Source organism: Jeotgalibacillus aurantiacus, from assembly GCF_020595125.1.
GTDB classification, from domain to species: Bacteria; Bacillota; Bacilli; order Bacillales; family Jeotgalibacillaceae; genus Jeotgalibacillus; species Jeotgalibacillus aurantiacus.
Genome location: NZ_JACNMS010000004.1, coordinates 1 through 21,366 on the forward strand (window position 1 = coordinate 1; position 21,366 = coordinate 21,366).

At 45.4% G+C, this 21,366-nt stretch carries 20 protein-coding genes, 16 tRNA genes and 1 riboswitch; of the genes, 28 read left to right on the forward strand and 8 right to left on the reverse strand.

Features of this window, described 5'->3' with window-relative positions; genetic code table 11:
• Nucleotides 1–55: 55 nt before the first annotated feature.
• The 16 genes from H7968_RS12830 (at nucleotide 56) to H7968_RS12905 (ending at nucleotide 1,497) form a co-directional block, all read left to right on the forward strand.
• A tRNA-Gly gene (locus H7968_RS12830) sits at nucleotides 56–127 on the forward strand.
• A gap of 11 nt (nucleotides 128–138) precedes the next feature.
• Nucleotides 139–215 (forward strand) — tRNA-Arg (locus H7968_RS12835).
• Between the two features lie 26 nt (nucleotides 216–241).
• A tRNA-Pro gene (locus tag H7968_RS12840) sits at nucleotides 242–318 on the forward strand.
• An 8-nt stretch (nucleotides 319–326) separates the two neighbouring features.
• Nucleotides 327–402, forward strand: a tRNA-Ala gene (locus H7968_RS12845).
• A 28-nt stretch (nucleotides 403–430) separates the two neighbouring features.
• Nucleotides 431–507: transfer RNA gene (locus H7968_RS12850), tRNA-Met, on the forward strand.
• 10 nt (nucleotides 508–517) lie between these two features.
• Nucleotides 518–594 (forward strand) — tRNA-Ile (locus tag H7968_RS12855).
• A gap of 17 nt (nucleotides 595–611) precedes the next feature.
• A tRNA-Ser gene (locus H7968_RS12860) sits at nucleotides 612–704 on the forward strand.
• A 28-nt stretch (nucleotides 705–732) separates the two neighbouring features.
• A tRNA-Met gene (locus H7968_RS12865) sits at nucleotides 733–806 on the forward strand.
• 8 nt (nucleotides 807–814) lie between these two features.
• Nucleotides 815–890: transfer RNA gene (locus tag H7968_RS12870), tRNA-Asp, on the forward strand.
• 10 nt (nucleotides 891–900) lie between these two features.
• Nucleotides 901–976: transfer RNA gene (locus H7968_RS12875), tRNA-Phe, on the forward strand.
• Between the two features lie 10 nt (nucleotides 977–986).
• Nucleotides 987–1,062: transfer RNA gene (locus H7968_RS12880), tRNA-His, on the forward strand.
• Nucleotides 1,063–1,072: 10 nt separating this feature from the next.
• Nucleotides 1,073–1,146: transfer RNA gene (locus H7968_RS12885), tRNA-Gly, on the forward strand.
• 19 nt (nucleotides 1,147–1,165) lie between these two features.
• A tRNA-Ile gene (locus H7968_RS12890) sits at nucleotides 1,166–1,242 on the forward strand.
• A gap of 4 nt (nucleotides 1,243–1,246) precedes the next feature.
• Nucleotides 1,247–1,321: transfer RNA gene (locus H7968_RS12895), tRNA-Asn, on the forward strand.
• A gap of 9 nt (nucleotides 1,322–1,330) precedes the next feature.
• Nucleotides 1,331–1,418: transfer RNA gene (locus tag H7968_RS12900), tRNA-Ser, on the forward strand.
• 7 nt (nucleotides 1,419–1,425) lie between these two features.
• Nucleotides 1,426–1,497 (forward strand) — tRNA-Glu (locus H7968_RS12905).
• Between the two features lie 524 nt (nucleotides 1,498–2,021).
• On the opposite strand, the gene H7968_RS12910 is transcribed toward H7968_RS12905, so the two are convergent.
• Together H7968_RS12910 and H7968_RS12915 are read right to left on the reverse strand one after the other, a co-directional pair.
• Nucleotides 2,022–2,630, reverse strand: a complete 609-nt coding sequence (locus tag H7968_RS12910) for a TraR/DksA C4-type zinc finger protein (RefSeq protein WP_227396543.1) — start codon at nucleotides 2,628–2,630, stop codon at nucleotides 2,022–2,024.
• A 120-nt stretch (nucleotides 2,631–2,750) separates the two neighbouring features.
• Complete coding sequence (locus H7968_RS12915; protein ID WP_227396544.1) at nucleotides 2,751–3,662, reverse strand: 1,4-dihydroxy-2-naphthoate polyprenyltransferase; 912 nt, start codon at nucleotides 3,660–3,662, stop codon at nucleotides 2,751–2,753.
• A 263-nt stretch (nucleotides 3,663–3,925) separates the two neighbouring features.
• On the opposite strand from H7968_RS12915, the gene H7968_RS12920 reads away from it, so the two are divergent.
• The 6 genes from H7968_RS12920 (at nucleotide 3,926) to menC (ending at nucleotide 11,329) form a co-directional block, all read left to right on the forward strand.
• Nucleotides 3,926–5,329, forward strand: a complete 1,404-nt coding sequence (locus H7968_RS12920) for an isochorismate synthase (RefSeq protein ID WP_227396545.1) — start codon at nucleotides 3,926–3,928, stop codon at nucleotides 5,327–5,329.
• The gene (gene menD / locus H7968_RS12925) at nucleotides 5,326–7,044 is read left to right on the forward strand and encodes a 2-succinyl-5-enolpyruvyl-6-hydroxy-3-cyclohexene-1-carboxylic-acid synthase (RefSeq protein WP_227396546.1); all 1,719 of its coding nucleotides are present in this window, start codon (nucleotides 5,326–5,328) and stop codon (nucleotides 7,042–7,044) included. Before H7968_RS12920 ends, menD begins: the two co-directional genes overlap by 4 nt.
• Nucleotides 7,045–7,860, forward strand: a complete 816-nt coding sequence (menH, locus tag H7968_RS12930; RefSeq protein WP_227396547.1) for a 2-succinyl-6-hydroxy-2,4-cyclohexadiene-1-carboxylate synthase — start codon at nucleotides 7,045–7,047, stop codon at nucleotides 7,858–7,860.
• Between the two features lie 30 nt (nucleotides 7,861–7,890).
• The gene (gene menB, locus H7968_RS12935; RefSeq protein ID WP_227396548.1) at nucleotides 7,891–8,709 is read left to right on the forward strand and encodes a 1,4-dihydroxy-2-naphthoyl-CoA synthase; all 819 of its coding nucleotides are present in this window, start codon (nucleotides 7,891–7,893) and stop codon (nucleotides 8,707–8,709) included.
• A gap of 90 nt (nucleotides 8,710–8,799) precedes the next feature.
• Nucleotides 8,800–10,239, forward strand: a complete 1,440-nt coding sequence (locus H7968_RS12940; RefSeq protein ID WP_227396816.1) for an o-succinylbenzoate--CoA ligase — start codon at nucleotides 8,800–8,802, stop codon at nucleotides 10,237–10,239.
• Nucleotides 10,226–11,329: an o-succinylbenzoate synthase gene (menC, locus tag H7968_RS12945; protein ID WP_227396817.1), complete on the forward strand. Its 1,104-nt coding sequence runs from the start codon at nucleotides 10,226–10,228 to the stop codon at nucleotides 11,327–11,329. The genes H7968_RS12940 and menC overlap by 14 nt, the downstream gene beginning before the upstream one ends.
• Nucleotides 11,330–11,375: 46 nt before the next feature.
• Here the strand turns inward: menC and H7968_RS12950 are convergent, their stop codons facing one another.
• The 3 genes from H7968_RS12950 to ytzI form a co-directional block, all read right to left on the reverse strand.
• Nucleotides 11,376–12,629: a metal ABC transporter solute-binding protein, Zn/Mn family gene (locus tag H7968_RS12950; RefSeq protein WP_227396549.1), complete on the reverse strand. Its 1,254-nt coding sequence runs from the start codon at nucleotides 12,627–12,629 to the stop codon at nucleotides 11,376–11,378.
• Nucleotides 12,630–12,724: 95 nt separating this feature from the next.
• Nucleotides 12,725–12,964, reverse strand: a complete 240-nt coding sequence (gene yidD / locus H7968_RS12955; RefSeq protein WP_227396550.1) for a membrane protein insertion efficiency factor YidD — start codon at nucleotides 12,962–12,964, stop codon at nucleotides 12,725–12,727.
• Nucleotides 12,961–13,116 (reverse strand): YtzI protein, encoded by a 156-nt coding sequence (gene ytzI, locus H7968_RS12960; protein WP_227396551.1) that lies wholly within the window; start codon nucleotides 13,114–13,116, stop codon nucleotides 12,961–12,963. Before ytzI ends, yidD begins: the two co-directional genes overlap by 4 nt.
• A gap of 144 nt (nucleotides 13,117–13,260) precedes the next feature.
• Here ytzI and H7968_RS12965 point away from each other — a divergent pair, with 144 nt between their 5' ends.
• Nucleotides 13,261–13,707 (forward strand): Dps family protein, encoded by a 447-nt coding sequence (locus H7968_RS12965; protein ID WP_227396552.1) that lies wholly within the window; start codon nucleotides 13,261–13,263, stop codon nucleotides 13,705–13,707.
• Nucleotides 13,708–13,752: 45 nt separating this feature from the next.
• On the opposite strand, the gene H7968_RS12970 is transcribed toward H7968_RS12965, so the two are convergent.
• Nucleotides 13,753–13,986: a DUF6154 family protein gene (locus tag H7968_RS12970; protein WP_134374944.1), complete on the reverse strand. Its 234-nt coding sequence runs from the start codon at nucleotides 13,984–13,986 to the stop codon at nucleotides 13,753–13,755.
• 149 nt (nucleotides 13,987–14,135) lie between these two features.
• Between H7968_RS12970 and H7968_RS12975 the strand changes: the two genes are divergently transcribed.
• Nucleotides 14,136–14,513: a hydrolase gene (locus tag H7968_RS12975; RefSeq protein WP_227396553.1), complete on the forward strand. Its 378-nt coding sequence runs from the start codon at nucleotides 14,136–14,138 to the stop codon at nucleotides 14,511–14,513.
• 52 nt (nucleotides 14,514–14,565) lie between these two features.
• Here H7968_RS12975 and H7968_RS12980 read toward each other — a convergent pair whose 3' ends face one another.
• On the reverse strand, nucleotides 14,566–15,426 hold the full coding sequence (locus H7968_RS12980; protein WP_227396554.1) for a DUF6612 family protein: 861 nt from the start codon (nucleotides 15,424–15,426) through the stop codon (nucleotides 14,566–14,568).
• A gap of 119 nt (nucleotides 15,427–15,545) precedes the next feature.
• Between H7968_RS12980 and ytkD the strand changes: the two genes are divergently transcribed.
• The 3 genes from ytkD to H7968_RS12995 are packed head-to-tail and all read left to right on the forward strand — an operon-like array spanning nucleotide 15,546 to nucleotide 17,060.
• On the forward strand, nucleotides 15,546–16,028 hold the full coding sequence (gene ytkD, locus H7968_RS12985) for an RNA deprotection pyrophosphohydrolase (RefSeq protein WP_227396555.1): 483 nt from the start codon (nucleotides 15,546–15,548) through the stop codon (nucleotides 16,026–16,028).
• Nucleotides 16,025–16,834 (forward strand): alpha/beta hydrolase family protein, encoded by an 810-nt coding sequence (locus H7968_RS12990; RefSeq protein WP_227396556.1) that lies wholly within the window; start codon nucleotides 16,025–16,027, stop codon nucleotides 16,832–16,834. Before ytkD ends, H7968_RS12990 begins: the two co-directional genes overlap by 4 nt.
• The gene (locus tag H7968_RS12995) at nucleotides 16,818–17,060 is read left to right on the forward strand and encodes a DUF2584 domain-containing protein (protein WP_227396557.1); all 243 of its coding nucleotides are present in this window, start codon (nucleotides 16,818–16,820) and stop codon (nucleotides 17,058–17,060) included. Before H7968_RS12990 ends, H7968_RS12995 begins: the two co-directional genes overlap by 17 nt.
• Before the next feature lie 437 nt (nucleotides 17,061–17,497).
• On the opposite strand, the gene pckA is transcribed toward H7968_RS12995, so the two are convergent.
• Nucleotides 17,498–19,090, reverse strand: coding sequence for a phosphoenolpyruvate carboxykinase (ATP) (gene pckA / locus H7968_RS13000; RefSeq protein ID WP_227396558.1), 1,593 nt, complete (start codon nucleotides 19,088–19,090; stop codon nucleotides 17,498–17,500).
• Nucleotides 19,091–19,400: 310 nt separating this feature from the next.
• Nucleotides 19,401–19,545: riboswitch (SAM riboswitch) on the forward strand.
• 156 nt (nucleotides 19,546–19,701) lie between these two features.
• On the opposite strand from pckA, the gene metK reads away from it, so the two are divergent.
• The gene (gene metK / locus H7968_RS13005; protein WP_227396559.1) at nucleotides 19,702–20,901 is read left to right on the forward strand and encodes a methionine adenosyltransferase; all 1,200 of its coding nucleotides are present in this window, start codon (nucleotides 19,702–19,704) and stop codon (nucleotides 20,899–20,901) included.
• Nucleotides 20,902–21,366 lie beyond the last annotated feature (465 nt).

Below are 21,366 nucleotides of genomic sequence, written 5' to 3' on the forward strand. Positions count from 1 at the left end.
TCTAGTGCCGCAAGGCGTGGGGGTTCAAGTCCCTCCACCCGCACCAATTCAATATGCGGGAGTAGTTCAGTGGTAGAACACCACCTTGCCAAGGTGGGGGTCGCGAGTTCGAATCTCGTCTTCCGCTTACTATATTTAGCGCCCGTAGCTCAATTGGATAGAGCGTTTGACTACGGATCAAAAGGTTAGGGGTTCGACTCCTCTCGGGCGCGCCATACATAGAATACCACATACTTTTTTTCGGGGAGTAGCTCAGCTTGGTAGAGCACTTGGTTTGGGACCAAGGGGTCGCAGGTTCAAATCCTGTCTTCCCGACCATTTATTAAGGGGCCTTAGCTCAGCTGGGAGAGCGCCTGCCTTGCACGCAGGAGGTCAGCGGTTCGATCCCGCTAGGCTCCACCATATTTTTTGAAGGATACTTTATTTATTGGGCGGCGTAGCTCAGCTGGCTAGAGCGTACGGTTCATACCCGTGAGGTCGGGGGTTCGATCCCCTCTGCCGCCACCAATATAATAAAGGACCTTTAGCTCAGCTGGTTAGAGCAGACGGCTCATAACCGTCCGGTCGCAGGTTCGAGTCCTGCAAGGTCCACCACTTTTATACAGATTCATGGAGGTATACCCAAGTCTGGCTGAAGGGATCGGTCTTGAAAACCGACAGGGGTGTAACAGCCCGCGGGGGTTCGAATCCCTCTACCTCCTCCATTTTAATTTAATGATGTTTATTTATCGTCGCGGGGTGGAGCAGCTCGGTAGCTCGTCGGGCTCATAACCCGAAGGTCGCAGGTTCAAATCCTGCCCCCGCAATTACCTTTGGTCCCGTGGTGTAGCGGTTAACATGCCTGCCTGTCACGCAGGAGATCGCCGGTTCGATCCCGGTCGGGACCGCCATTTTTATTTTGGCTTTGTAGCTCAGTTGGTAGAGCAATGGACTGAAAATCCATGTGTCGGCGGTTCGATTCCGTCCAAAGCCACCATTTTTCTATGGCGATTGTGGCGAAGTGGTTAACGCACCGGATTGTGGTTCCGGCATTCGTGGGTTCGATTCCCATCAGTCGCCCCATACATTAACTGCGGGTGTAGTTTAGTGGTAAAACCTCAGCCTTCCAAGCTGATGTCGTGAGTTCGATTCTCATCACCCGCTCCAACTTTATTAAATAAAGTATGGGCCTATAGCTCAGCTGGTTAGAGCGCACGCCTGATAAGCGTGAGGTCGGTGGTTCGAGTCCACTTAGGCCCACCATTATTCCACAGTAGCTCAGTGGTAGAGCAATCGGCTGTTAACCGATCGGTCGTAGGTTCGAGTCCTACCTGTGGAGCCATTTTTTTATGGGGAAGTACTCAAGTGGCTGAAGAGGCGCCCCTGCTAAGGGTGTAGGTCGCGTAAGCGGCGCGAGGGTTCAAATCCCTCCTTCTCCGCTCTTTAGGCCCGTTGGTCAAGTGGTTAAGACACCGCCCTTTCACGGCGGTAACACGGGTTCGAATCCCGTACGGGTCATCCTTTTAAAACACACTTCATTACGAAGTGTGTTTTTTCTATTCTTCCATCTCTCAAAAAATAACAATCGAAGCTGGATTTTGTCTTCTATCTCCAAGGCAGTATGGTAAACCCTATATAATGATTTCTCCTATCTCATTCCATGCCTGGTCATTACTTTGATTTAAGCGAATGGGGATAGTACATGTAATGAGTCAGGTAAATTACCTTTTTTGCTATCAATCACTCGATGCCTTCTGTCGATAGCTGGCCAGTTGATGATGATAGACTGTTTCGGTAAGCCAGATTAGTTGAGTGTTCTGTAATTAATGTAGATAGACGTTTGATTTCTGTCGATAGTCGTTTGAATTTCGTTGATCACGTCAATGAAATAGTCGATAGCTAATTTCAACACCCTGATCTCAAAAAACTATCCAAGCGTATCATAAACAGATTTAAACGAAGGTATCTTTAGAAAAGAAGAATACGACGATTTTAGCGCAAAAAAGGAATACACCAGTTAAATAGGTGCATTCCTTTTTTTATTATTCTTTATCACTGTTTTTATAAATTTTTCTTTCGTCACCTTCGAGGTCTGTTCCGATTGTGTCTTCGTTTACATCTTCTTCGCTGTAGAGGTCATTATAGTCTCCGGATCCGTCAGCCATATCGGAAGGGGTTTCGGAAGTACCGTATCGTCCTACTTCGTCGAAACTGTTTTCGTAGTCACGGACTTCGCTTTCTTCTCCTCTGTATGGATGATCAGACGAAGGGGACAGGACCGATTCTTCGCTTGGTCTGGAGTGATCATTGCTGAATTGTTCAGCATGCTCCACGCATGTCAGTGCAGTAGGGATGGCTTCTAGACGTTCGTAAGGGATTTCTTCTCCGCTTACGGCACAGATCCCGTAAGTGCCTTCATCCATGGCCTTCAATGCACGGTTAATATCGTCAAGTTCTTTTTGTGTATGTTCCTCGAGTGCCAGGTCTTTTTCTCTTTCAAAAAGATCCGTGGCATTGTCAGCAGGGTGATTATCGTAGTTTGATAGCTCTGTATTCGTGTTACCATCAGGTTTTTCGTTTTGTTCAATGATTTCTTTTTTTCTGGTGAGTAATTCATGTTTAAGGTATTGTTTTTGTTTATCTGTAATCATGCAAAACATCCTTCCTTCATCTAAGTCACTTCTTACAGTTTATCCTTCTCACAAAAATTGAAACCTAACATTGTATTTCGCTGCCTTTCAAAAATTAAAAAAGACCCCCGGAGGAGTCTTTTAAAAGAAGTATCCAATTAAATAACCGATTGATAACAAAAAGCCGAAAATAGTGTTGGTCTGTGCTGTTGCTTTCATTGCAGGCATCATCTGGATCGGCATTGTTTTCCCAATGAATCCTTTGGTTGCTCTGACAGCTTTAGGAATGCTGAACAGACTGATGAGCAGCCATGGTGATACTGTACCGGTGATCACGAGGACTACTACAAACCCGTATGATACGGTGAACATACCGGCGAGCAGATAAATCGCTTTCTGTCGACCGAGGAGAATAGCAATGGTTTTTCTGCCGTTTTCCTTGTCTCCGTCTAAATCACGGATGTTGTTGGCAAGAAGGATTGCACCCACCAGAATGGAAACCGGAATCGATACAAGCATTGCTACCGCATTTACCATGCCGGTCTGAATATAGAATGAGATCAGGATAATGACAAATCCCATGAAAAATCCGGCCGTTATTTCACCAAATGGTGTGTAGGCGATTGGGACTGGACCACCTGTGTAGAAATAGGCTGCTGCCATACAGACTAGTCCGATCACGGCGATCCACCATGAACTGTTGGCACAAATATAGAGACCCAGCAGTAATGCTACACCGAACAGAATGAAGGCAAGGTTCAATACTGTCTTTGGCTTAACGCCATTTCTTACGATTGCGCCTCCGATGCCGACAGACTTTTCGTTATCCAGGCCGCGTACGAAATCGTAATATTCGTTAATCATATTGGTTGCAGCCTGTATGAGTATGCTTGCAAGAAGCATAGCCAGAAACATTGGCCAGTTGAGGCTGCTGTAATCAAGTGCTAATACTGTTCCGAGTAATACGGGAACAAATGCTGCGGTCAATGTATGCGGTCTGGTCAATTGCCACCAGATGCGCCATCCCTGATCGCGTTCAGGTTGTAAACTCATGTTATTCTCTCCTAACTGTAGTAACGCAATAAAGCCAACTTAAAGTGTATGAAACAGGAAGAACTGTGTCAATAAACTTTTCAAAAATCGACAAAGTTTCTACAGTTTCATTATATCTCTTTTTCCCTCTGTGAAAAAGTTGGTGATGGTTGTAAAATAGAACGTTTGCCGATGACGATTCATTGACATCATTGTAAAAAGAAGTGTATCTTTAAGAGAGCAATTCAGATGGACGAATGTGCGATTTTTGGAGGGGAAGCACAGTGAAAATCCTACACGAATCACAGGGGTTTACAGCATTTGAACGCGCTTTTGAAAGCGCTGAAAAAACAAATAAGAAAGTTTTATATAGCAAGGTAATGAAAATCGGCACAGTGGACCCACTTCAATTTTATGAAGCGGGTTATTCTATCTATCATGGTGAGCGCTCGTTCTGGGAGGATCCTAAGAGTGAAACAACACTGGTCGGGCTTGGAAATGCGGAGATCTTTTCTTCTGACAGAGAGGAAGCGCGCTTCAATGAGCTTCAAAAGCAGTGGTTTCAGTTTTTAGAAGACGCAGTGATAGAGGACAGAGCCGGGATGAGTACAGGCCCTGTTTTGATGGGCGGCTTTACATTTGATCCAAAGCAGGAGACAGCAATAGAGTGGTCTAATTTTTCAAAGGCTTATTTCCATCTGCCTTCTTTTATGTTGACTGTTGAGCATGATGGCAGTGCCTATCTGACGATGAATATTGTCTGTATGGAAGGTGATCTGGCAGCAGAGGTCTGGAACCGAATGCAGCTTACGAAAGAACGACTCATGACAGGACAGTCTACACATATTAAGGACATCAGCGTGGAAACGATTGATGAGATCAGACCGGAAGAGTGGAAAAATTCCCTGACATCTGTGGTGGAACGCATCAATCAGGGTGAGATGGAGAAGGTTGTCCTTGCAAGAAAGATCAAGATTGGCTTTAACGATAAGAAACGATCAGATTCAGTTCTGGAACGCCTTCGTGATGATCAGGCGGACAGCTTTATTTTTTCTTTTGAGGTGGCAGATTCCTGCTTTATTGGGGCCACTCCTGAAAGATTGGTTAGAAAACAGGGAAATGAAGTGCTCTCCACTTGCCTTGCGGGGTCTATTGCCCGCGGGAAAACGATTGATGAGGATGAACGGCTTGGACAGGAGTTGCTGAATGATCAGAAGAATCTCGATGAGCATGAGATTGTGGTCCGAATGATTTCAGACAGTCTCGGGCAGTTATGTGAATCCATTAACGTGCCGTCAAAGCCTGGTCTTATGAAAATGAGAGATATACAGCACTTATATACACCGGTAAAAGGTTTCACAGGCTCTGAAAAGACGATTGTTGATTTTGTTGAAAAACTTCATCCGACACCTGCGCTTGGCGGAACGCCTACAGAGAGAGCGCTTAAGGTCATCCGGGAAGAGGAGAAAATGAATCGTGGACTTTATGCAGCGCCTGTCGGCTGGATGAATGCAGATGGTGATGGGGAGTTTGCAGTGGCAATCCGTTCTGGCCTCCTTGTTCAGGATTATGCTTATTTGTATGCCGGGTGCGGGGTGGTCAAAGATTCAGTAGCTGAGAGTGAATACCAGGAAACATTAATCAAATTCCGCCCGATGTTAAGAGCCGTGGGAGGAACAATGAAATGAATCATCAGGATCGATTGACTGAATATGTATCAACTTTTATAGAACAACTGTATCAAAGTGGGGTGAGAAGAGCTGTGATTAGTCCCGGCTCCCGCTCAACTCCACTTGCTTATTTACTTGAAGCCCACCCGCTGATTGAAACTCACATTAATGTGGATGAGCGATCAGCGGCTTTTTATGCGCTCGGTATGGCGAAAGCGAGCGGAAAACCGGTTGCGATTGTCTGTACATCAGGGACAGCAGCAGCGAATTATTTTCCGGCTGTTGTAGAAGCGAAGTATGCACGGGTACCACTGGTCGTGCTGACGGCGGACCGTCCGCATGAGCTGAGGGACAACGGAGCACCACAGGCGATTGATCAGATTCATTTATTTGGTCATCATGTGAAATGGTTTTATGATATGCCGCTTCCTGAAGCTGAATCAGCTGTCCTGCGCTATACGGGTAGGATTGCGGCTAAGGCTGCAGCGAAAGCAGAATCACATCCGAAAGGGCCTGTTCACCTGAACTTTCCTTTCAGGGAGCCTTTAATTCCAAAGCTTGATTCCTACAGGGAAACGGCTGTTTTTGCAGATGTTTTCCACGGGGAAAAGCAGTTGTCTGATGAACAGCTTTCTGTTCTTGCAGATAAAATAGACCATTCCGCAAAAGGGCTGATTATTGCAGGACCGATGGAGTCGGAACATACACTGGACGATCTGATTGTACTGGCAGAAAAAACGGGGTATCCCATTCTCGCTGATCCATTGAGCGGTTTGAGGGACAGCATGCAAAAGCATGACATGGTGATCGAAACGTATGATGCTTTTTTAAAGGATGGATCGGTAAAAGAAACACTGAATCCTGACCTGATTATCCGCGTTGGCGGCATGCCTGTTTCAAAAGCACTCAGTCAGTATCTACAAGGGTGTAATGCTGAGCACTGGCTGTTTGATGAGGGAGCGGAGTGGAGAGATCCGATCTCGGCAGCTACGTCGTATATTGAGAGCTCTATACAGAGATTCTCCGATGTTGCGGAGCGTCTGACAAAGCAGCCTAATGGTGATTGGTTAAAGGTATGGCAGGAGCTGAACAGAGCTGCAGAACGTGTGATCAGCCAATATGTACTGGAGCAGAAGGATGAAGGGGCAGCAGTTGGTACGCTTTTGAAGGCTCTCCCTGCCGGAAGTCACCTGGTGGCAGGCAACAGTATGCCGATCAGGGATGTCGACACCTTTTGGACGAGAGACACAAAAGACATACATCTTTGGGCGAATCGCGGTGCCAACGGCATTGATGGCGTTGTCTCTACTGCACTTGGTATCGCTGCGGTGAAAGACGAACCGGTCTATTTGTTAATCGGTGATCTGTCGATGTTCCATGATCTGAATGGTCTGCTCGTAGCAAAACAGCATCGCAGCAAACTGCAGATTATCGTCATGAATAATAATGGTGGAGGGATCTTTTCCTTCCTACCTCAGGCAAAAGAACCGGCTCATTTTGAAACGCTGTTTGGCACGCCGCCATCTCTTAATTTTGAGCAGGCAGCCGCTTTTTACGGGCTTGATTATCAGCGCTGTGAAACGAAGGACGAACTTAAAGCTGTATTGCATGAAGAGGCGGATCGTCTGAAACTGACTGAAGTGCTGACAAACCGTGACGAAAACGTAACGGCCCATCGTAAGCTCTGGCAGGACGTTGGAGCAGCGTGCCGGGCAGTATTGGAGAAGGTTTGAATGAAGATCAGGATCAGAGACGGGTACTATCATTTACAGGTAAAAGGATCCGGCAGCGATCTGGTCGTGCTGCATGGTTTTACAGGCTCTGCCTGCAGCTGGTCCCGATTTCAGGACCAGCTGCAGGATCAGTTCCGTGTTATAGCTATTGATCTCCCAGGCCATGGTCAAACAGAGGTGCCTCTGAATGAGGACTATGTTTCGATGGAAATCGTGTGTGAAGATATCAAAGCTGTTCTGGACCATTTATCCATTGATCAGGCAGCTTTCCTCGGCTATTCAATGGGGGGACGGACTGCACTTGCTTTTTCAATGCGTTACCCTGAGAGAGTCCCTTCACTCATCCTTGAAAGTGCGTCACCTGGTCTGAAGCTTTATGAAGAACGGACTAAGAGGCGTCTGCAGGATGAGGAACTGGCTGAATTTATTGAGCGGGAAGGCATTTGCGCCTTCACTGACAGGTGGGAAGCGATCCCGTTGTTTAATTCACAAAAAAACCTCCCTGAAAAACAGAAGAGAATGATCAGAGAGCAGCGGCTATCGAATGCTCCTGAGGGGCTCTCAGCGAGTCTAAAGTTTATGGGAACCGGTCATCAGGCTTCATACTGGGAGCGGCTGCCGGAGCTTCAGATGCCGGTGCTGCTGCTGACAGGTGAGTATGACACGAAGTTTGTCAATATTGCAGAAGAGATGAATAAATTACTGCCTAACAGTCGGCATGAAGTCATTTTGAGTGCAGGGCATGCAATTCAGGTGGAACAACCCGAAAAGTTTGATACAATAGTAAGGGAGTTTTTAATTCATACTTTGAATTAAAGCCCGATTACATAAAAGGAGGTTTCTTTCATGACTCGTGAATGGGTACAGGAACGAAACTATGAAGATATTTTATACGAAACGTATAATGGGATTGCCAAAATCTCGATCAACCGTCCGGAAGTGCGTAATGCTTTCCGTCCGAAAACAGTAATGGAGTTAATTGATGCATTTGCTTATGCCCGTGACGATGCGAAAATTGGTGTCATCGTCCTTGCAGGTGTTGGCGATAAAGCATTTTGTTCAGGCGGAGATCAGAGTGTGCGTGGACACGGCGGATATGTAGGGGAAGACGAAATTCCGCGTCTGAACGTGCTGGACCTTCAGCGTCTGATCCGTGTGATTCCAAAACCGGTTATTGCGATGGTTTCAGGCTATGCAATCGGTGGCGGACACGTATTACACGTTGTGTGTGACCTGACAATTGCTGCTGATAATGCGATCTTCGGTCAGACAGGTCCAAAGGTTGGATCGTTTGATGCAGGTTATGGTTCAGGTTATCTGGCACGCATCGTTGGCCACAAGAAAGCACGTGAAATCTGGTTCCTATGCCGTCAGTATGACGCGAAGGAAGCGCTTGATATGGGCTTGGTCAATACAGTTGTGCCGCTTGATCAGCTGGAAGATGAAACGGTTAAATGGTGTGAGGAAATGCTTGAGAAGAGCCCGACTGCACTACGTTTTATCAAAGCAGCGATGAATGCTGATACAGATGGCCTTGCAGGTCTTCAGCAGTTTGCAGGAGATGCAACGCTCCTTTATTACACAACAGATGAAGCGAAAGAGGGCCGTGACGCATTTAAAGAAAAGCGTTCACCGGACTTCGGACAATTCCCGCGTTTTCCTTAAGCAGATGTTTCTAAGCCCATGGCATGGTCCATGGGCTTTTTTATCGATCACAATACATACGAAGTCAATGAACAGAAAGAGGTGAACAGTATGTCAACCTGGCTTGAGAAAAGAGCGTACCTGACGCCAAACAGGGTCGCACTTTATTTTGCAGATCAAACCTGGACATTTAAAGATTTGGAGACGGCATCACAGGCGTTTGCAGCCAGATTGTCAGGCTTTATTGATTCAACTGACCCCGTTGCGCTTCTCTTGCAAAATCATCCGGATACGGTCATTGCCATTCACGCCATTCAAAAGCTGGAGCTTCCTGTGCTGATGCTGAACAGCAGGCTCACCGCTGAAGAGTGGAATTTTCAGCTTCAGGACAGCGGAGCACAGCTTGTGATCACGGATCATCACTCCGTTCCAGACCTCGATGCAGATGTAATCACAGCAGATGAGGTTAAGCTGGCTGATCCTGTCGATCTGACGACGTGGGGACACGCTGAACTTTGTTCTATTATGTATACTTCAGGGACTACAGGTCATCCGAAAGGCGTTATGCAATCCTATGATAATCATTTTGCGAGCGCTTCGGCATCTGCGTTTAATATTGGATTGGACACGAAGGACATCTGGATGTGTGCCGTACCGTTATTTCATATCAGCGGATTTTCTATCCTGATGAGAAGTGTCATTTACGGGATCGGTGTCAGACTGTACGCTAAATTTGATGAGCGGGTCATCCATCAGGATCTGGCCAGTGGAAAAGGAACGATATTGTCAGTCGTCTCAGTCATGCTGCAGCGTCTCCTTGATGTGAAAGATTCTGCATATCATGCATCGTTCCGCTGTATGCTTCTGGGCGGAGGACCTGCGCCTGAATCGATGGTTGAGAAGTGCCATCAGCTGAACATACCGGTTTTTCAATCATATGGCATGACTGAAACGTGCTCTCAATTCACCACACTGTCACCCGAGGATGCGCCTTTTAAAATCGGTTCATCTGGCAAACCTCTTTTTCCTGGTGAATTAAAAATTGTGACTGAATCAGGAGAGACTGTTACCCAGAATGAGATTGGAGAAATTGCGCTGACAGGACCGTCTGTTACATCAGGCTATTTCCACAACCGCGAGGCTACGGATAAAGCACTGCAGCGCGGGTGGTTCAGGACAGGGGACCTCGGCTATCTTGATCCTGATGGATTTTTATATGTGGTTGATCGTCGTTCGGATTTGATTATTTCAGGTGGAGAGAACGTCTATCCGGCTGAAATTGAATCTGTCCTGATGAGTCATCCTGCTGTCAGGGAAGCCGGTGTGGCAGGGAAGAAGGACCGTGAGTGGGGGGAAGTGCCCGTCGCTTTTGTCGTGACGGATCAGCCGTGTACTGAGGAAGAACTGCTCAACTATTGCCGGGAGCGATTAGCTGCTTACAAAACGCCAAAAAACATTAATTTTACAGACAGCCTGCCGCGTAATGCAGGTGGTAAGCTGATTCGCCGCTTTTTAAAAGAGGAAGTGAATGCAGACAATGAACATCGTTAAAGCCGTCTTGCATGAAATCAGCATGACGCTGAAAAAACCGTTTAAAACGAGTCTTGGTACCGTGACAGAGCGAAGAGGTCTCGTGCTTGAGCTCCATGATAAAAAAGGTGTTATCGGACTCGGGGAGGGTGTCGCATTCTCTGAGCCATGGTATACAGAGGAAACCATTGACACGAGCCTGATCATGCTTCAGAAATACCTGCTGCCTGCTTTGTTAAAAGAGGATCTGCGTCATCCGGAAGAAGCAGCACGCGTGTATGGAGCGGTAAGGGGGAACCCAATGGCTAAAGCTGCAGTGGATATGGCGTTATGGGATTTATATGCGAGGCAGTCTCATAAACCGCTTTACGAGCTGATTGGTGGAACGAGAAAGAGAGCACTTGCGGGTGTAGCCATCGGATCGCAATCCATTGATGATCTTCTTGAACAGGCCAAAGAGGCGGTCAGTGAAGGCTACACGCGTGTAAAGGTTAAAATTATGCCGAGGTATGATATAAAGCCTCTGACAGCGCTCAGAAAAGCTTATCCGGAGTTGTCTATTCTGGCAGATGCAAACTCTGCGTACGAGGGAAAAGAGGATGAACTGCTGGCTATAGACGGACTTGGCCTGCAGATGATTGAACAGCCGTTATCACAAAAAGATCTTGCCAGGCACGCAGCGCTACAGAAACGTTTAAATACCCCGATCTGTCTGGATGAAAGCATTGATTCTTATGATGCAGCTGTAAACGCCATTGCACTTAATAGCTGTAAGGTAATCAATATAAAAATAGGACGGGTAGGTGGTTTAACGGAAGCGCTGAAAATCGTCCGTTTATGTCAGGAGCATCATATTCAGGTCTGGTGCGGAGGGATGCTTGAGTTTGGCATTTCAAGAGCACATAATGTCGCGCTTTCCATGCTGCCGGGCTTTGACATCCCGGGAGATCTTTCATCGTCAAGCCGTTATTGGGAAGAAGACATTGCAATGCCTGATGTAATGGTCAGATCGGGAGAGATTGAACCGTTTAAAGGTCACGGAATCGGTGTTTCTCTGAATCGCAAAAGGCTTGAGGAAGTGACCCTTCATTCATTTGATATAAAGAAATAGTAAAAAATCCCGGACAAAGCTGTCCGGGATTTTACTTGTCTCCATATTATTCAGCTTTCATAGCGGTTCTTAAGGATTCAATATTTCGCTCCATCAGTGTGAAGTACGTTTCTTCATTTTCAATATCTTCTTCTGTCAGAGTAGAGAGGTTATGCAATGGAAGTGCTTCTGCACCGATTTCTCCCTGAATCACATCTGTTAAACTCGATGAAACGTTTTGTTCCACCAGGATATGCTCCACATTTTGAGAGCGGGCAGATTCAACAATTTCAGTCAGTTCACGTTGTGATGGCTCATCAGTAGTGGATAGACCGGCAATCGCCTGCTGGTTTAATCCATAACGGCTTTCCCAGTAACCGAATGCTGCATGTGAAACAAAGAACTGATCTACAGTAACTGCAGCAGCAAGCTCTTCGAATTCATGGTTCAGTTCATCCAGCTGGGTAACAAGCTCTTCATAATTTTCATTGAAATAAGCTTCCTGCTCAGGCATCTTTTCTATAAGTGAGTCTTTGATCGATTCCGCAAGTGACTGGGATAAAACTGGATCGAGCCATAAGTGAGGATCTGTGTCTCCATGATCGTGTCCTTCATGACCCTCTTCACCTTCAGCATGTTCTTCTTCCTCATGCGCATGCTCTTCACCTTCAGCATGTTCTTCACCTTCAGCGTGTTCTTCTTCCTCATGAGCGTGCTCTTCACCTTCAGCATGTTCTTCTTCGCCATGTGCATGCTCTTCGCCTTCAGCGTGTTCTTCTTCCTCATGCGCATGCTCTTCGCCTTCAGCGTGTTCTTCTTCGCCTTCAGCGTGCTCTTCTTCGTCATGTGCATGCTCTTCGCCTTCAGCGTGCTCTTCTTCGTCATGTGCATGCTCTTCGCCTTCAGCGTGTTCTTCTTCACCATGATTATGCCCGTCTCCGCCTTCACCAAGTTCAGCGTCAGACACATAATCTGCTGTCGCAACCATTGTGAGATCTTCACTTTGAAGAACGTCTGTGGCATTATCTACAAAACCTTCCAGACCAAGACCGATATAGAAAAATAAATCGCCTTCAGCCAAATCAATCATATCGCGCTGGGAAGGTTCGAACGTATGCTCATCAGCACCCGGAGGATAAATGGCTTCTACATTTACATATTCTCCGCCAATTTCCTCAGCAAAATACTGAAGCGGATATACCGTTGTATAAACATCTAATGTATTTTCATTATTTTCACTGGATGAACCGTCTGATGAATTACAGGCAGCCAAAATCCAGGGAGCAGTAGCAGCTAGTAAAAGTAAAGCTTTCTTTTTCATATTTGCACCTCTTATTTTTAAATAGTAATAGTTACGATTTATAATCAACATATGCTACTTTACTACGGTTTAAAAAAGAAAGCAAGTAAAAACCGTCAGGAATTTTTTCTTCCTGACGGCCATTTTTCGGGCACCTGATCGACGCCACCCGGATGAAAAGGGTGACACTTTGAAATTCTGATAATCGTCATGATTCCGCCTTTAAATGCACCATGTTTTTGTATTGCTTCAAGCCCGTATTGAGAGCACGTCGGATAAAAGCGGCAGCTCGGTGGAGTTAAAGGGGATATTCCTTTCTGATAAAAACGGATAAACCCTAACATCAATCTTTTCATTGTTCACGTTCCTTGTCAGCTTCCTTTTCCTGATCCGGAAGAGGGTCCACCTTATGTTCATAGCCATAACCTTTATTAATAGCAATAAAAAACGGCGCTAAGACTAAAGCAATAACGACCAGTGAAATAATAATTAACGTAGATAAAGCCACTATGATCACACTCCTTATTTAAGTTTAGCACGGATGACCTTTCAAGCCGCATGATAAATGCTTAAATGTTTATAATATGACCTTGAGTGGTAAAAATATAGGTGTGAACAAACGGATCATTAATTTCGAAAGGATGATTTCAAAATGAGTGCGAACCCTAACTTGGTGAAAAACGTGAACAAACAAATTGCAAGCTGGACAGTATTATATACGAAGCTGCACAATTTTCATTGGTATGTGAAAGGGCATCAGTTCTTCACATTACACGAAAAATTCGAAGAGCTTTACAATGAAGCGGCCCTTCATATTGATGAACTTGCCGAGCGTCTTCTGGCACTAAAAGGAGAGCCGGTTGCCACCCTGAAGGAATCTCTTGAACTGTCACTCGTAAAAGAAGCAAAAGGAAACGAGACAGCTGACCAGATGGTGGAGGCACTTTACGATGACTTTGAAACGCTTATGAATGATTTAAAAACAGGTATGGAGCTTGCACAGAAGGATGATGATGAAATGACCAGCGATATGCTGCTGTCCATTCACCAGAGTCTTGAGAAGCATGCCTGGATGTTAAGATCGTTTCTTGGTAAATAAAAATAGGCGGGACGCTCCAACGGAGCCTGTCCCGCCTATTTCGTATTAATGATAAAAAGAAGTATCATCTGCATATTTTTCCATACGGCCCTTTAATGATTCAACTATGTAAAGGCGTATGAAATAAGCAAGTTCCTCTTCCGGAAGCTCTTTGACCATATCAATCAGCTCGTTGTAATCCAGCTGCTCAAGAATGGTAAAAGCAATAATATCAAAGTCCTCCTGAGTGCCGCGTATTTTTCCTTTATACATTTCAAAAATCTCGTCTACGAGTTTCATTCAGTCGTCCCCATTTCCTTTGATGTAATTAGTATGAGAGAGATCATGGGTGTCGTTTGTCTTAGAATAACTATACCCGGTCAAGTTGAAGATAATCATATTTTTAGCATACAGATGTCTGGGCATACTTTCTTTATAGGAGGGATGATATGGAACAGGAGAAAAAAACGTATTATGTATCAGTTGCCAGAGGAGAAATACTGAGGAGCGGCACGGATTCACCTTATGAATTTGTCGTTTATGCAACGGATGATGAAATTACGGAACTCAGAATGCTGTTTGATCGTGGGGAGGATGCCTCAATGGAAGGATTCGTGAGAGCACAGACCCCATTTGTACCGTACCATGACGATGAACCGAATATGAAGTCTGACTCATTGTTGATCCGCATATACAGACTGATCGGGGAAATAGGAGATGAGGAAGCAAGAAACCATATCAAATCGATGGGTCTAAAAGAACCGACTGCCGATCATCCTTATATCGGTGTTGGGGAAGAGGATCTGGAAGAAAAGCGTTCGGAATAATCAATCATCCCCTCTAAAAAAATTTTTAGAGGGGATTCATCGTTTTTTGTTATTACATTTCCATTTCTACAGCACTGTCCAATACTTCCTGCGGCACAGTAATTTCGTCAACTGTGTTATATTCTGTGTACTCGGACTCCAAGTGCTGTTTAATAGACATCGTTTCACCTTCCATGTCCATATTCATTGTCATATCCAACACAAGAGACTCCATCAGATAATCATCTTTTGAGATGACGATTTCATATTTTACATCCTCAAATGTTGTCGTTTCAAACAGTTCTTCAACAGACATCCCCATGCCCATCTCAGGCATCATTTCTCCTGCCTGATCAATCAGAAACTCACTAAACTTTTCTCCGGATGCATTGAGGGTTAAAATATAGGAAGAGTCGTTTTGCTCAAATGAGAAATCGTCCATGAACGGTTCAAGTGCTTCTATTTGAGCGGCTGGATCTGACTGTTGCTCACTCATTTGAAGAAATTGATCAGACATTTCCTTAGGCAGTTTCATCCATTGTTCTGAGGCAGGATCATACATAAAGAACCCATCCTGTGTAATATAAGACTCCATCTCAGTTTCAGGCAGCATGGCTTCTTCAGCACCTTCACCGGACATGCTTGTTGTTGTGACCTGATACATCGCGAGTGGATCAGCAGTCATTTCCACATCAGAGCTGGATGTTGTGTCAAATGTCATATCTTCTCCACTGATTGTCATGGTCTGATCAATATTCATCGTGGATTTGAGGCTCGAAATGTCGTTACTAGCCTCAATGGATTTTTCAAATACTTCCTGCAGTGTCATATCAGATGCTTCTTCTGTGCCTTCTGTAGGCTCGGCAGATTCGGTACACGCTGCAAGTAATAAAGCTAATGAAGCAGACGCAGCATAGATTGGCCATTTTTTCATCTTATATCATCTCCTGTAATGTTGTTATGTTTATCGTACAGTATAGATACGGGTATAAATAGATAAAGTTTCATAAAAATCCTAAAAAATAGAATTTCCTGTCGAAAGTAGGTGCCTGAATGTTTCGATTTCTGGATTATTATCAAAACAATGTTGATTTTTCATATGATCAAAACCCGTTTTCCAGCACACCTGCACATGTCTGGATCGTGACGCGATACAAAGGTAAGTGGGTATTAACCAAACATAAAAAACGCGGCCTTGAGTTTCCTGGGGGTAAAGTGGAGCCGGGGGAAAATCCTGAACAGGCTGCACGAAGAGAGATCAGGGAAGAGCTTGGAGCAGAAGCAGGGGAATTACATTATATCGGACAATATAAAGTACATCTTGATACACCGATCATCAAAAATGTTTTTTTTACAGAGCTTCAGTCCTTTTATGATCAGGACGACTTTCATGAGACAGAAGGGCCGGTGCTGACACAAGATGATCTCGTTGAAAAGCAGCAAGACGATGCCTACAGCTTTATCATGAAGGATGATGTGCTGAAGCACTCGCTGGCTTTCCTGAATCAGCTTGATAAAGGGAGAGCTAAAATATGAACGATGGTGTTGAATTAACCAGAAATCCCTATCCTTCACCGGTTGCCTCCGTCAAAATGCATGAAGTGATTTACTGGTCAGACGGCCTTCGGGTAAAAGGACTTTTAGCTGAGCCTGCAGAAGAAGGGATATATGATGCGTTTCTCTACTTGCGTGGAGGGATCAAGGGAGTAGGTATGGTCAGACCCTCAAGAATTGCCCAGTTTGCCCAGCAGGGTTTCGTTGTTTTTGCCCCTTATTACCGGGGAAACAGAGGGGGAGAAGGCAACGAGGATTTTGCCGGGGAAGACCGTCATGACGTATTCTCAGCAGCTGCCTATTTACGAGATCATCCATCTGTAAACGGGCGGCTGCATATCTTCGGATTCTCCCGCGGAGGCGTCATGGCGCTGCAGGCAGCCGTAGAACTCGAACATGTCACTTCTTTGGTCACTTGGGGCGGCGTATCAGATATGGAACTGACGTATGATGAAAGAAAAGACATGAGAAGAATGATGAAAAGAGTCATTGGCGGTTCTCCTAAAACTCAGCCCGAATCTTATAAATGGCGAACACCGCTCTACGATGCAGAGCGTATTCAATGTCCGGTTCTGATTATACATGGCGTATTAGATACAAATGTAACTTTCGAACACGCCTTGAGACTTGAAAATCGTCTGAAGGAACTCGGTAAACACTGCGAAACGTGGTATTATGAACACTTCGATCATAATTTTCCACCGCTTGAAAACCTGGGAGTAGTAAGGAAATTAACGACATGGATGAAACAGCAGAAAGGAGTGAACGGTCATGGGGATGCCTCTTGAAATGAACACAATGATTGTCACAAAAGGAAAAGAAGTGCGTCAGCAGGAAAACTTTTTTCAGCTGGTCAAGGACGGATACAGGCTTTATCCAATGCATGTGCCTCTTGAAGTGCGCAAAACAATTGAAGGTGAACTAAAAGGAACCGCAGAAATACACCGCCTCGAATGGCGCGACCAGGCAACGATTATTTCGTATGAACTTAAGACATTGCAGTCGAGTAACTAAAAAGAGTCCATAATTGGGCTCTTTTTAACTAGAAGGTAGTTTTCGAAAGCCGTGCCGGGACATTCCTCATACCTAGAAGAAGATAGAAAAAACCGGGCTGGGGGACATCCTCCGCTTTCCATGGCCGGGCGGTGAACCCCTTGCGCTTCGCACAAGGTTTTCACCTGTCCCTTTCCGCCATAGGAGTCTGCGGATGTCCCCCAGCCCTCATACAGTTTTTATAGTCTCTTTGGTTTGTGCACTTCGAGTTGTATTCCTAAATGATTTGATAATTTTAAAAATTGTGCAGAAAGTTTGCTAGTCCCTGCCTGTCACATCTAGACAAAGGAGCGAAGGAATGTCCCGGCAGGTTTCGTAGAATAACAAGCATTAAAAAAGAGCCCTGTTAAGGACTCTTTTTTTCTATGTGTACGTTCGTTGATTGACCCCAATCAGTATTAAATAACTGGACCGCCAAGCTCAGCGATTTTTTCATCAACGGTCGTAAACTTCTTAAAGTTTTCTTTGAATTTCTGTGCAAGCTCCATTGCTTTTGCTTCATAAGCTTCCTCGCTCGGCCATGCAAAACGTGGAACGAGTACATCATCCGGAACACCTGGAACGTGAAGCGGTGTTTCAAGACCAAATAGTCCGTTTTTCGTTGTTTCAGCGTTTCTCAGTTCACCGTGAAGGGCTGCACGGACCATGGCTCTTGTGTAAGCAAGTTTCATGCGGGATCCGGTTCCGTAGGCGCCACCTGTCCAGCCAGTGTTAACGAGAAACACTTCTACATCATGAGCTTCCATTTTCTTACCTAGCATTTCAGCATAAACGGTTGGTTTCAATGGCAGAAACGGTGAGCCGAAGCAGGTTGAGAATGTTGCTTCCGGTTCAGTGATGCCACGCTCTGTTCCGGCAAGCTTTGATGTATATCCGCTTAGGAAATGATACATCGCCTGTTCTTTCGTTAATTTCGAAATCGGAGGCAGTACGCCAAACGCATCAGCTGTCAGGAAAATGATCGTATTTGGATGTCCCGCTCTGCTTGGGTCCACGATATTATCCATTGCCTGTAGCGGGTAAGCGGCACGCGTATTTTCTGTCAGTGATGAATCATCGTAATCAGGTTCTTTCGTATCAGGATCCAGCACAACGTTTTCAAGTACGGATCCGAAGCGGATCGCGTTATAAATCTGTGGCTCTTTTTCCTTTGAAAGCTGGATGCACTTTGCGTAGCAGCCGCCTTCAATATTGAACACGCCGTTATCAGACCAGCCGTGCTCATCGTCCCCGATTAAGCGGCGGTCAGCGTCTGCCGACAGCGTTGTTTTTCCTGTACCGGAAAGTCCGAAGAACAGGGCAACATCACCTTCAGCTCCAACATTGGCTGAGCAGTGCATCGGCATAATATCCTTTTGCGGAAGCAGGTAGTTCATGACAGAGAAGATTGACTTTTTCATTTCTCCGGCATATTCCGTTCCGCCGATCAGGATGGTACGCTGCTCAAATGAAACGACGATAAATGTTTCAGAACGGGTGCCGTCTTTAGCCGGATCGGCTTTTAAAGACGGAGCGGACAAAATGGTAAATGGTGACTCTGTCGGGCTGCTCCAGCTCTCATCTTTTTTCGGGCGGATAAAGAGCTGATGGGCAAACAGGTTATGCCACGCGCGCTCATTTACGACACGGATTGGTAATCTTGAATCAAGATCGGCACCGGCAAACCCTTCAAATACGAAGAGCTCTTCTTTTTCTGACAGATGTGCAAGAACCTTTTCATATAGACGCTCGAAAGATTCCTGTGAAATTGGCTGGTTGACATTGCCCCAGTCAATCTGATCACGTACAGACGGCTCATCAACGATGAATTTATCTTTAGGTGAGCGGCCGGTATATGTACCTGTTTCGGCACGGACTGCTCCGGTTGAGGTTAATGTTCCTTCTTCACGCATAAGGACTTTTTCAGTCAGCTGAGGAACAGATAAGTTTTTATGAACATTGTTCCCTGCAAGAAGTTCCTGAAGGTCTGATGAATTCCGGATTGTTGTCATTGCATTCCCACCCTTTTTTAAAAATGGTTATCCCTTTGTTCGAAATTAGTATAACACATTAACTTAAATAGTCTATACTAATTAATCGAATTTACAGGATTGTCACAGAAAAAGTTCCTGGTTGCTTAAGTAAAAATACTTCACCTATTAAACATAACATTTTCCAGCCCTGAATTGAAAGCCCTTACATTATAATGAAATAAAGAAGAAATCTGTTCGTATTTTCTGACATTTATCGTGACTCTGTTTCTGAAAAAGTAAGTGTTGACATCACCCGGCTGTTTCCGTATGATTGTTCTTTGAACGGATACTCTTATCCCGAGCTGGTGGAGGGACAGGCCCTATGAAACCCAGCAACCTGCTCTGCAAAAAAGCGAACAGCTTTTGCGGTAAAACCATCACTTGAGCGAAGGTGCTAACCTGTAGCAAGACGAACTTGTCTTGAACGATAAGAGTGAAAGGCGATCTGACGAATGAACCTTTCCTCACAAACATGGGGAGAGGTTTCTTTTATTTTGGCCGATACTTGGAAGATCATAAAAGGTTAACGTTCGATCTCTAAGGGTAATGAGTACCGTCGACTATATACGCTTCACAAGGAGGAGACTTTCATGTCAACAAAACGTCATCTTTTTACATCCGAGTCCGTAACGGAGGGACATCCGGATAAAATTTGTGACCAGATTTCTGATTCAATTCTTGATGCCATTTTAAAGGATGATCCGAATGCCCGCGTGGCTTGTGAAACATCTGTAACGACGGGTCTTGTACTCGTAGCCGGAGAAATTTCAACATCTACTTATGTTGATATCCCGAAAATCGTGCGCGAAACGATTCGTGAAATCGGCTATACACGTGCAAAATACGGCTTTGACGCTGAAACATGTGCAGTACTGACATCAATCGATGAGCAGTCAGCTGACATTGCAGCAGGTGTTGACCGTGCCCTTGAAGATCGTGAAAGCAATATGACTGACGCTGAAATTGAATCAATCGGAGCGGGTGACCAGGGGCTGATGTTCGGCTTTGCCTGCAACGAAACAGAAGAGCTTATGCCTCTTCCAATCTCACTTGCACATAAACTATCCCGACGCCTGACAGAAGTACGTAAAGAAGACGTTCTTCCTTACCTTCGTCCGGACGGTAAAACACAGGTAACGGTTGAGTATGATGAAAATAACCAGCCTGTACGCATCGATACAATCGTTATTTCAACTCAGCACCACCCTGAAGTAAGCCTGGACCGTATCCAGCGCAATCTGAAGGAGCATGTCATCAAGCCGGTTGTGCCTGCACACCTGATCGATGACAATACAAAGTATTTCATCAACCCGACTGGCCGCTTCGTAATCGGAGGACCTCAGGGAGATGCAGGTCTTACAGGACGTAAGATCATCGTTGACACATACGGCGGTTATGCACGTCACGGCGGTGGCGCATTCTCTGGTAAGGATGCAACAAAGGTTGACCGCTCAGGTGCTTATGCAGCCCGTTACGTAGCGAAAAACATCGTAGCAGCAGGCCTTGCTGACAAATGTGAAGTACAGCTTGCCTACGCAATTGGCGTAGCACAGCCTGTATCTATTTCAATCGACACATTCGGAACAGGAACAGCAGATGAAGAAAAGCTGATCGAAGTCGTTCGCAACAACTTCGACCTTCGCCCGGCCGGCATCATCAAAATGCTTGACCTGCGCCGTCCAATCTACAAGCAGACAGCAGCATACGGACACTTCGGACGTAATGATCTTGACCTTCCATGGGAAAGAACAGACAAAGCTGACGTGCTTAAAGCGGAAGTAAACGCGTAATCATTTGTAAATAATGAACCGGGACCTGACTTGTGCAGGTTCCGGTTTTTTAGTTTTATGCGTCTTTGTGTGGGGATGGAGGAATTGTACTGTTTCAGAGATTAATTAAATCGATCTAAAATTTATTTTAATCGTTTCAAATTTTTATTGTTATGTTCACCTTGTAAATGACTTTATTTGTCATGTTCCGATTGTGATTTGTATCGTTCTGCGGACCGAATTGTACTGTTCTAACAAATAAATGTATCGAATATTCCCGTTTTCATCTCAAAGGTCCGGGACCGGTTTTCCCATCACTTATTTCAATCAATAAGATTGTAGAAAACAGCTCAAAGGGCTGGGGGCATCCGTAGACTCCTACTGCAGAGAAGCGACAGGTGAGACAGCGTAGCGCAAAGCGCTAGCTGGCTCACCGCGCGGCCTTAGAAAAGCGGAGGCGACTCGTCCAGCCCCGACAAGCATAAG

Bases quoted from the DNA above. Each gene is read 5' to 3' on its own strand.
- H7968_RS12995 (WP_227396557.1), top strand. From the start codon at position 16,818: ATGGGGATGCCTCTTGAAATGAACACAATGATTGTCACAAAAGGAAAA.
- H7968_RS12915 (WP_227396544.1), bottom strand. From the start codon at position 3,662: ATGAGTTTACAACCTGAACGCGATCAGGGATGGCGCATCTGGTGGCAA.
- ytkD (WP_227396555.1), top strand. From the start codon at position 15,546: ATGTTTCGATTTCTGGATTATTATCAAAACAATGTTGATTTTTCATAT.
- H7968_RS12910 (WP_227396543.1), bottom strand. From the start codon at position 2,630: ATGATTACAGATAAACAAAAACAATACCTTAAACATGAATTACTCACC.
- menH (WP_227396547.1), top strand. From the start codon at position 7,045: ATGAAGATCAGGATCAGAGACGGGTACTATCATTTACAGGTAAAAGGA.
- H7968_RS12965 (WP_227396552.1), top strand. From the start codon at position 13,261: ATGAGTGCGAACCCTAACTTGGTGAAAAACGTGAACAAACAAATTGCA.
- H7968_RS12940 (WP_227396816.1), top strand. From the start codon at position 8,800: ATGTCAACCTGGCTTGAGAAAAGAGCGTACCTGACGCCAAACAGGGTC.
- H7968_RS12975 (WP_227396553.1), top strand. From the start codon at position 14,136: ATGGAACAGGAGAAAAAAACGTATTATGTATCAGTTGCCAGAGGAGAA.
- menC (WP_227396817.1), top strand. From the start codon at position 10,226: ATGAACATCGTTAAAGCCGTCTTGCATGAAATCAGCATGACGCTGAAA.
- H7968_RS12970 (WP_134374944.1), bottom strand. From the start codon at position 13,986: ATGAAACTCGTAGACGAGATTTTTGAAATGTATAAAGGAAAAATACGC.
- menB (WP_227396548.1), top strand. From the start codon at position 7,891: ATGACTCGTGAATGGGTACAGGAACGAAACTATGAAGATATTTTATAC.
- H7968_RS12980 (WP_227396554.1), bottom strand. From the start codon at position 15,426: ATGAAAAAATGGCCAATCTATGCTGCGTCTGCTTCATTAGCTTTATTA.
- metK (WP_227396559.1), top strand. From the start codon at position 19,702: ATGTCAACAAAACGTCATCTTTTTACATCCGAGTCCGTAACGGAGGGA.
- yidD (WP_227396550.1), bottom strand. From the start codon at position 12,964: ATGAAAAGATTGATGTTAGGGTTTATCCGTTTTTATCAGAAAGGAATA.
- pckA (WP_227396558.1), bottom strand. From the start codon at position 19,090: ATGACAACAATCCGGAATTCATCAGACCTTCAGGAACTTCTTGCAGGG.
- menD (WP_227396546.1), top strand. From the start codon at position 5,326: ATGAATCATCAGGATCGATTGACTGAATATGTATCAACTTTTATAGAA.
- H7968_RS12990 (WP_227396556.1), top strand. From the start codon at position 16,025: ATGAACGATGGTGTTGAATTAACCAGAAATCCCTATCCTTCACCGGTT.
- H7968_RS12950 (WP_227396549.1), bottom strand. From the start codon at position 12,629: ATGAAAAAGAAAGCTTTACTTTTACTAGCTGCTACTGCTCCCTGGATT.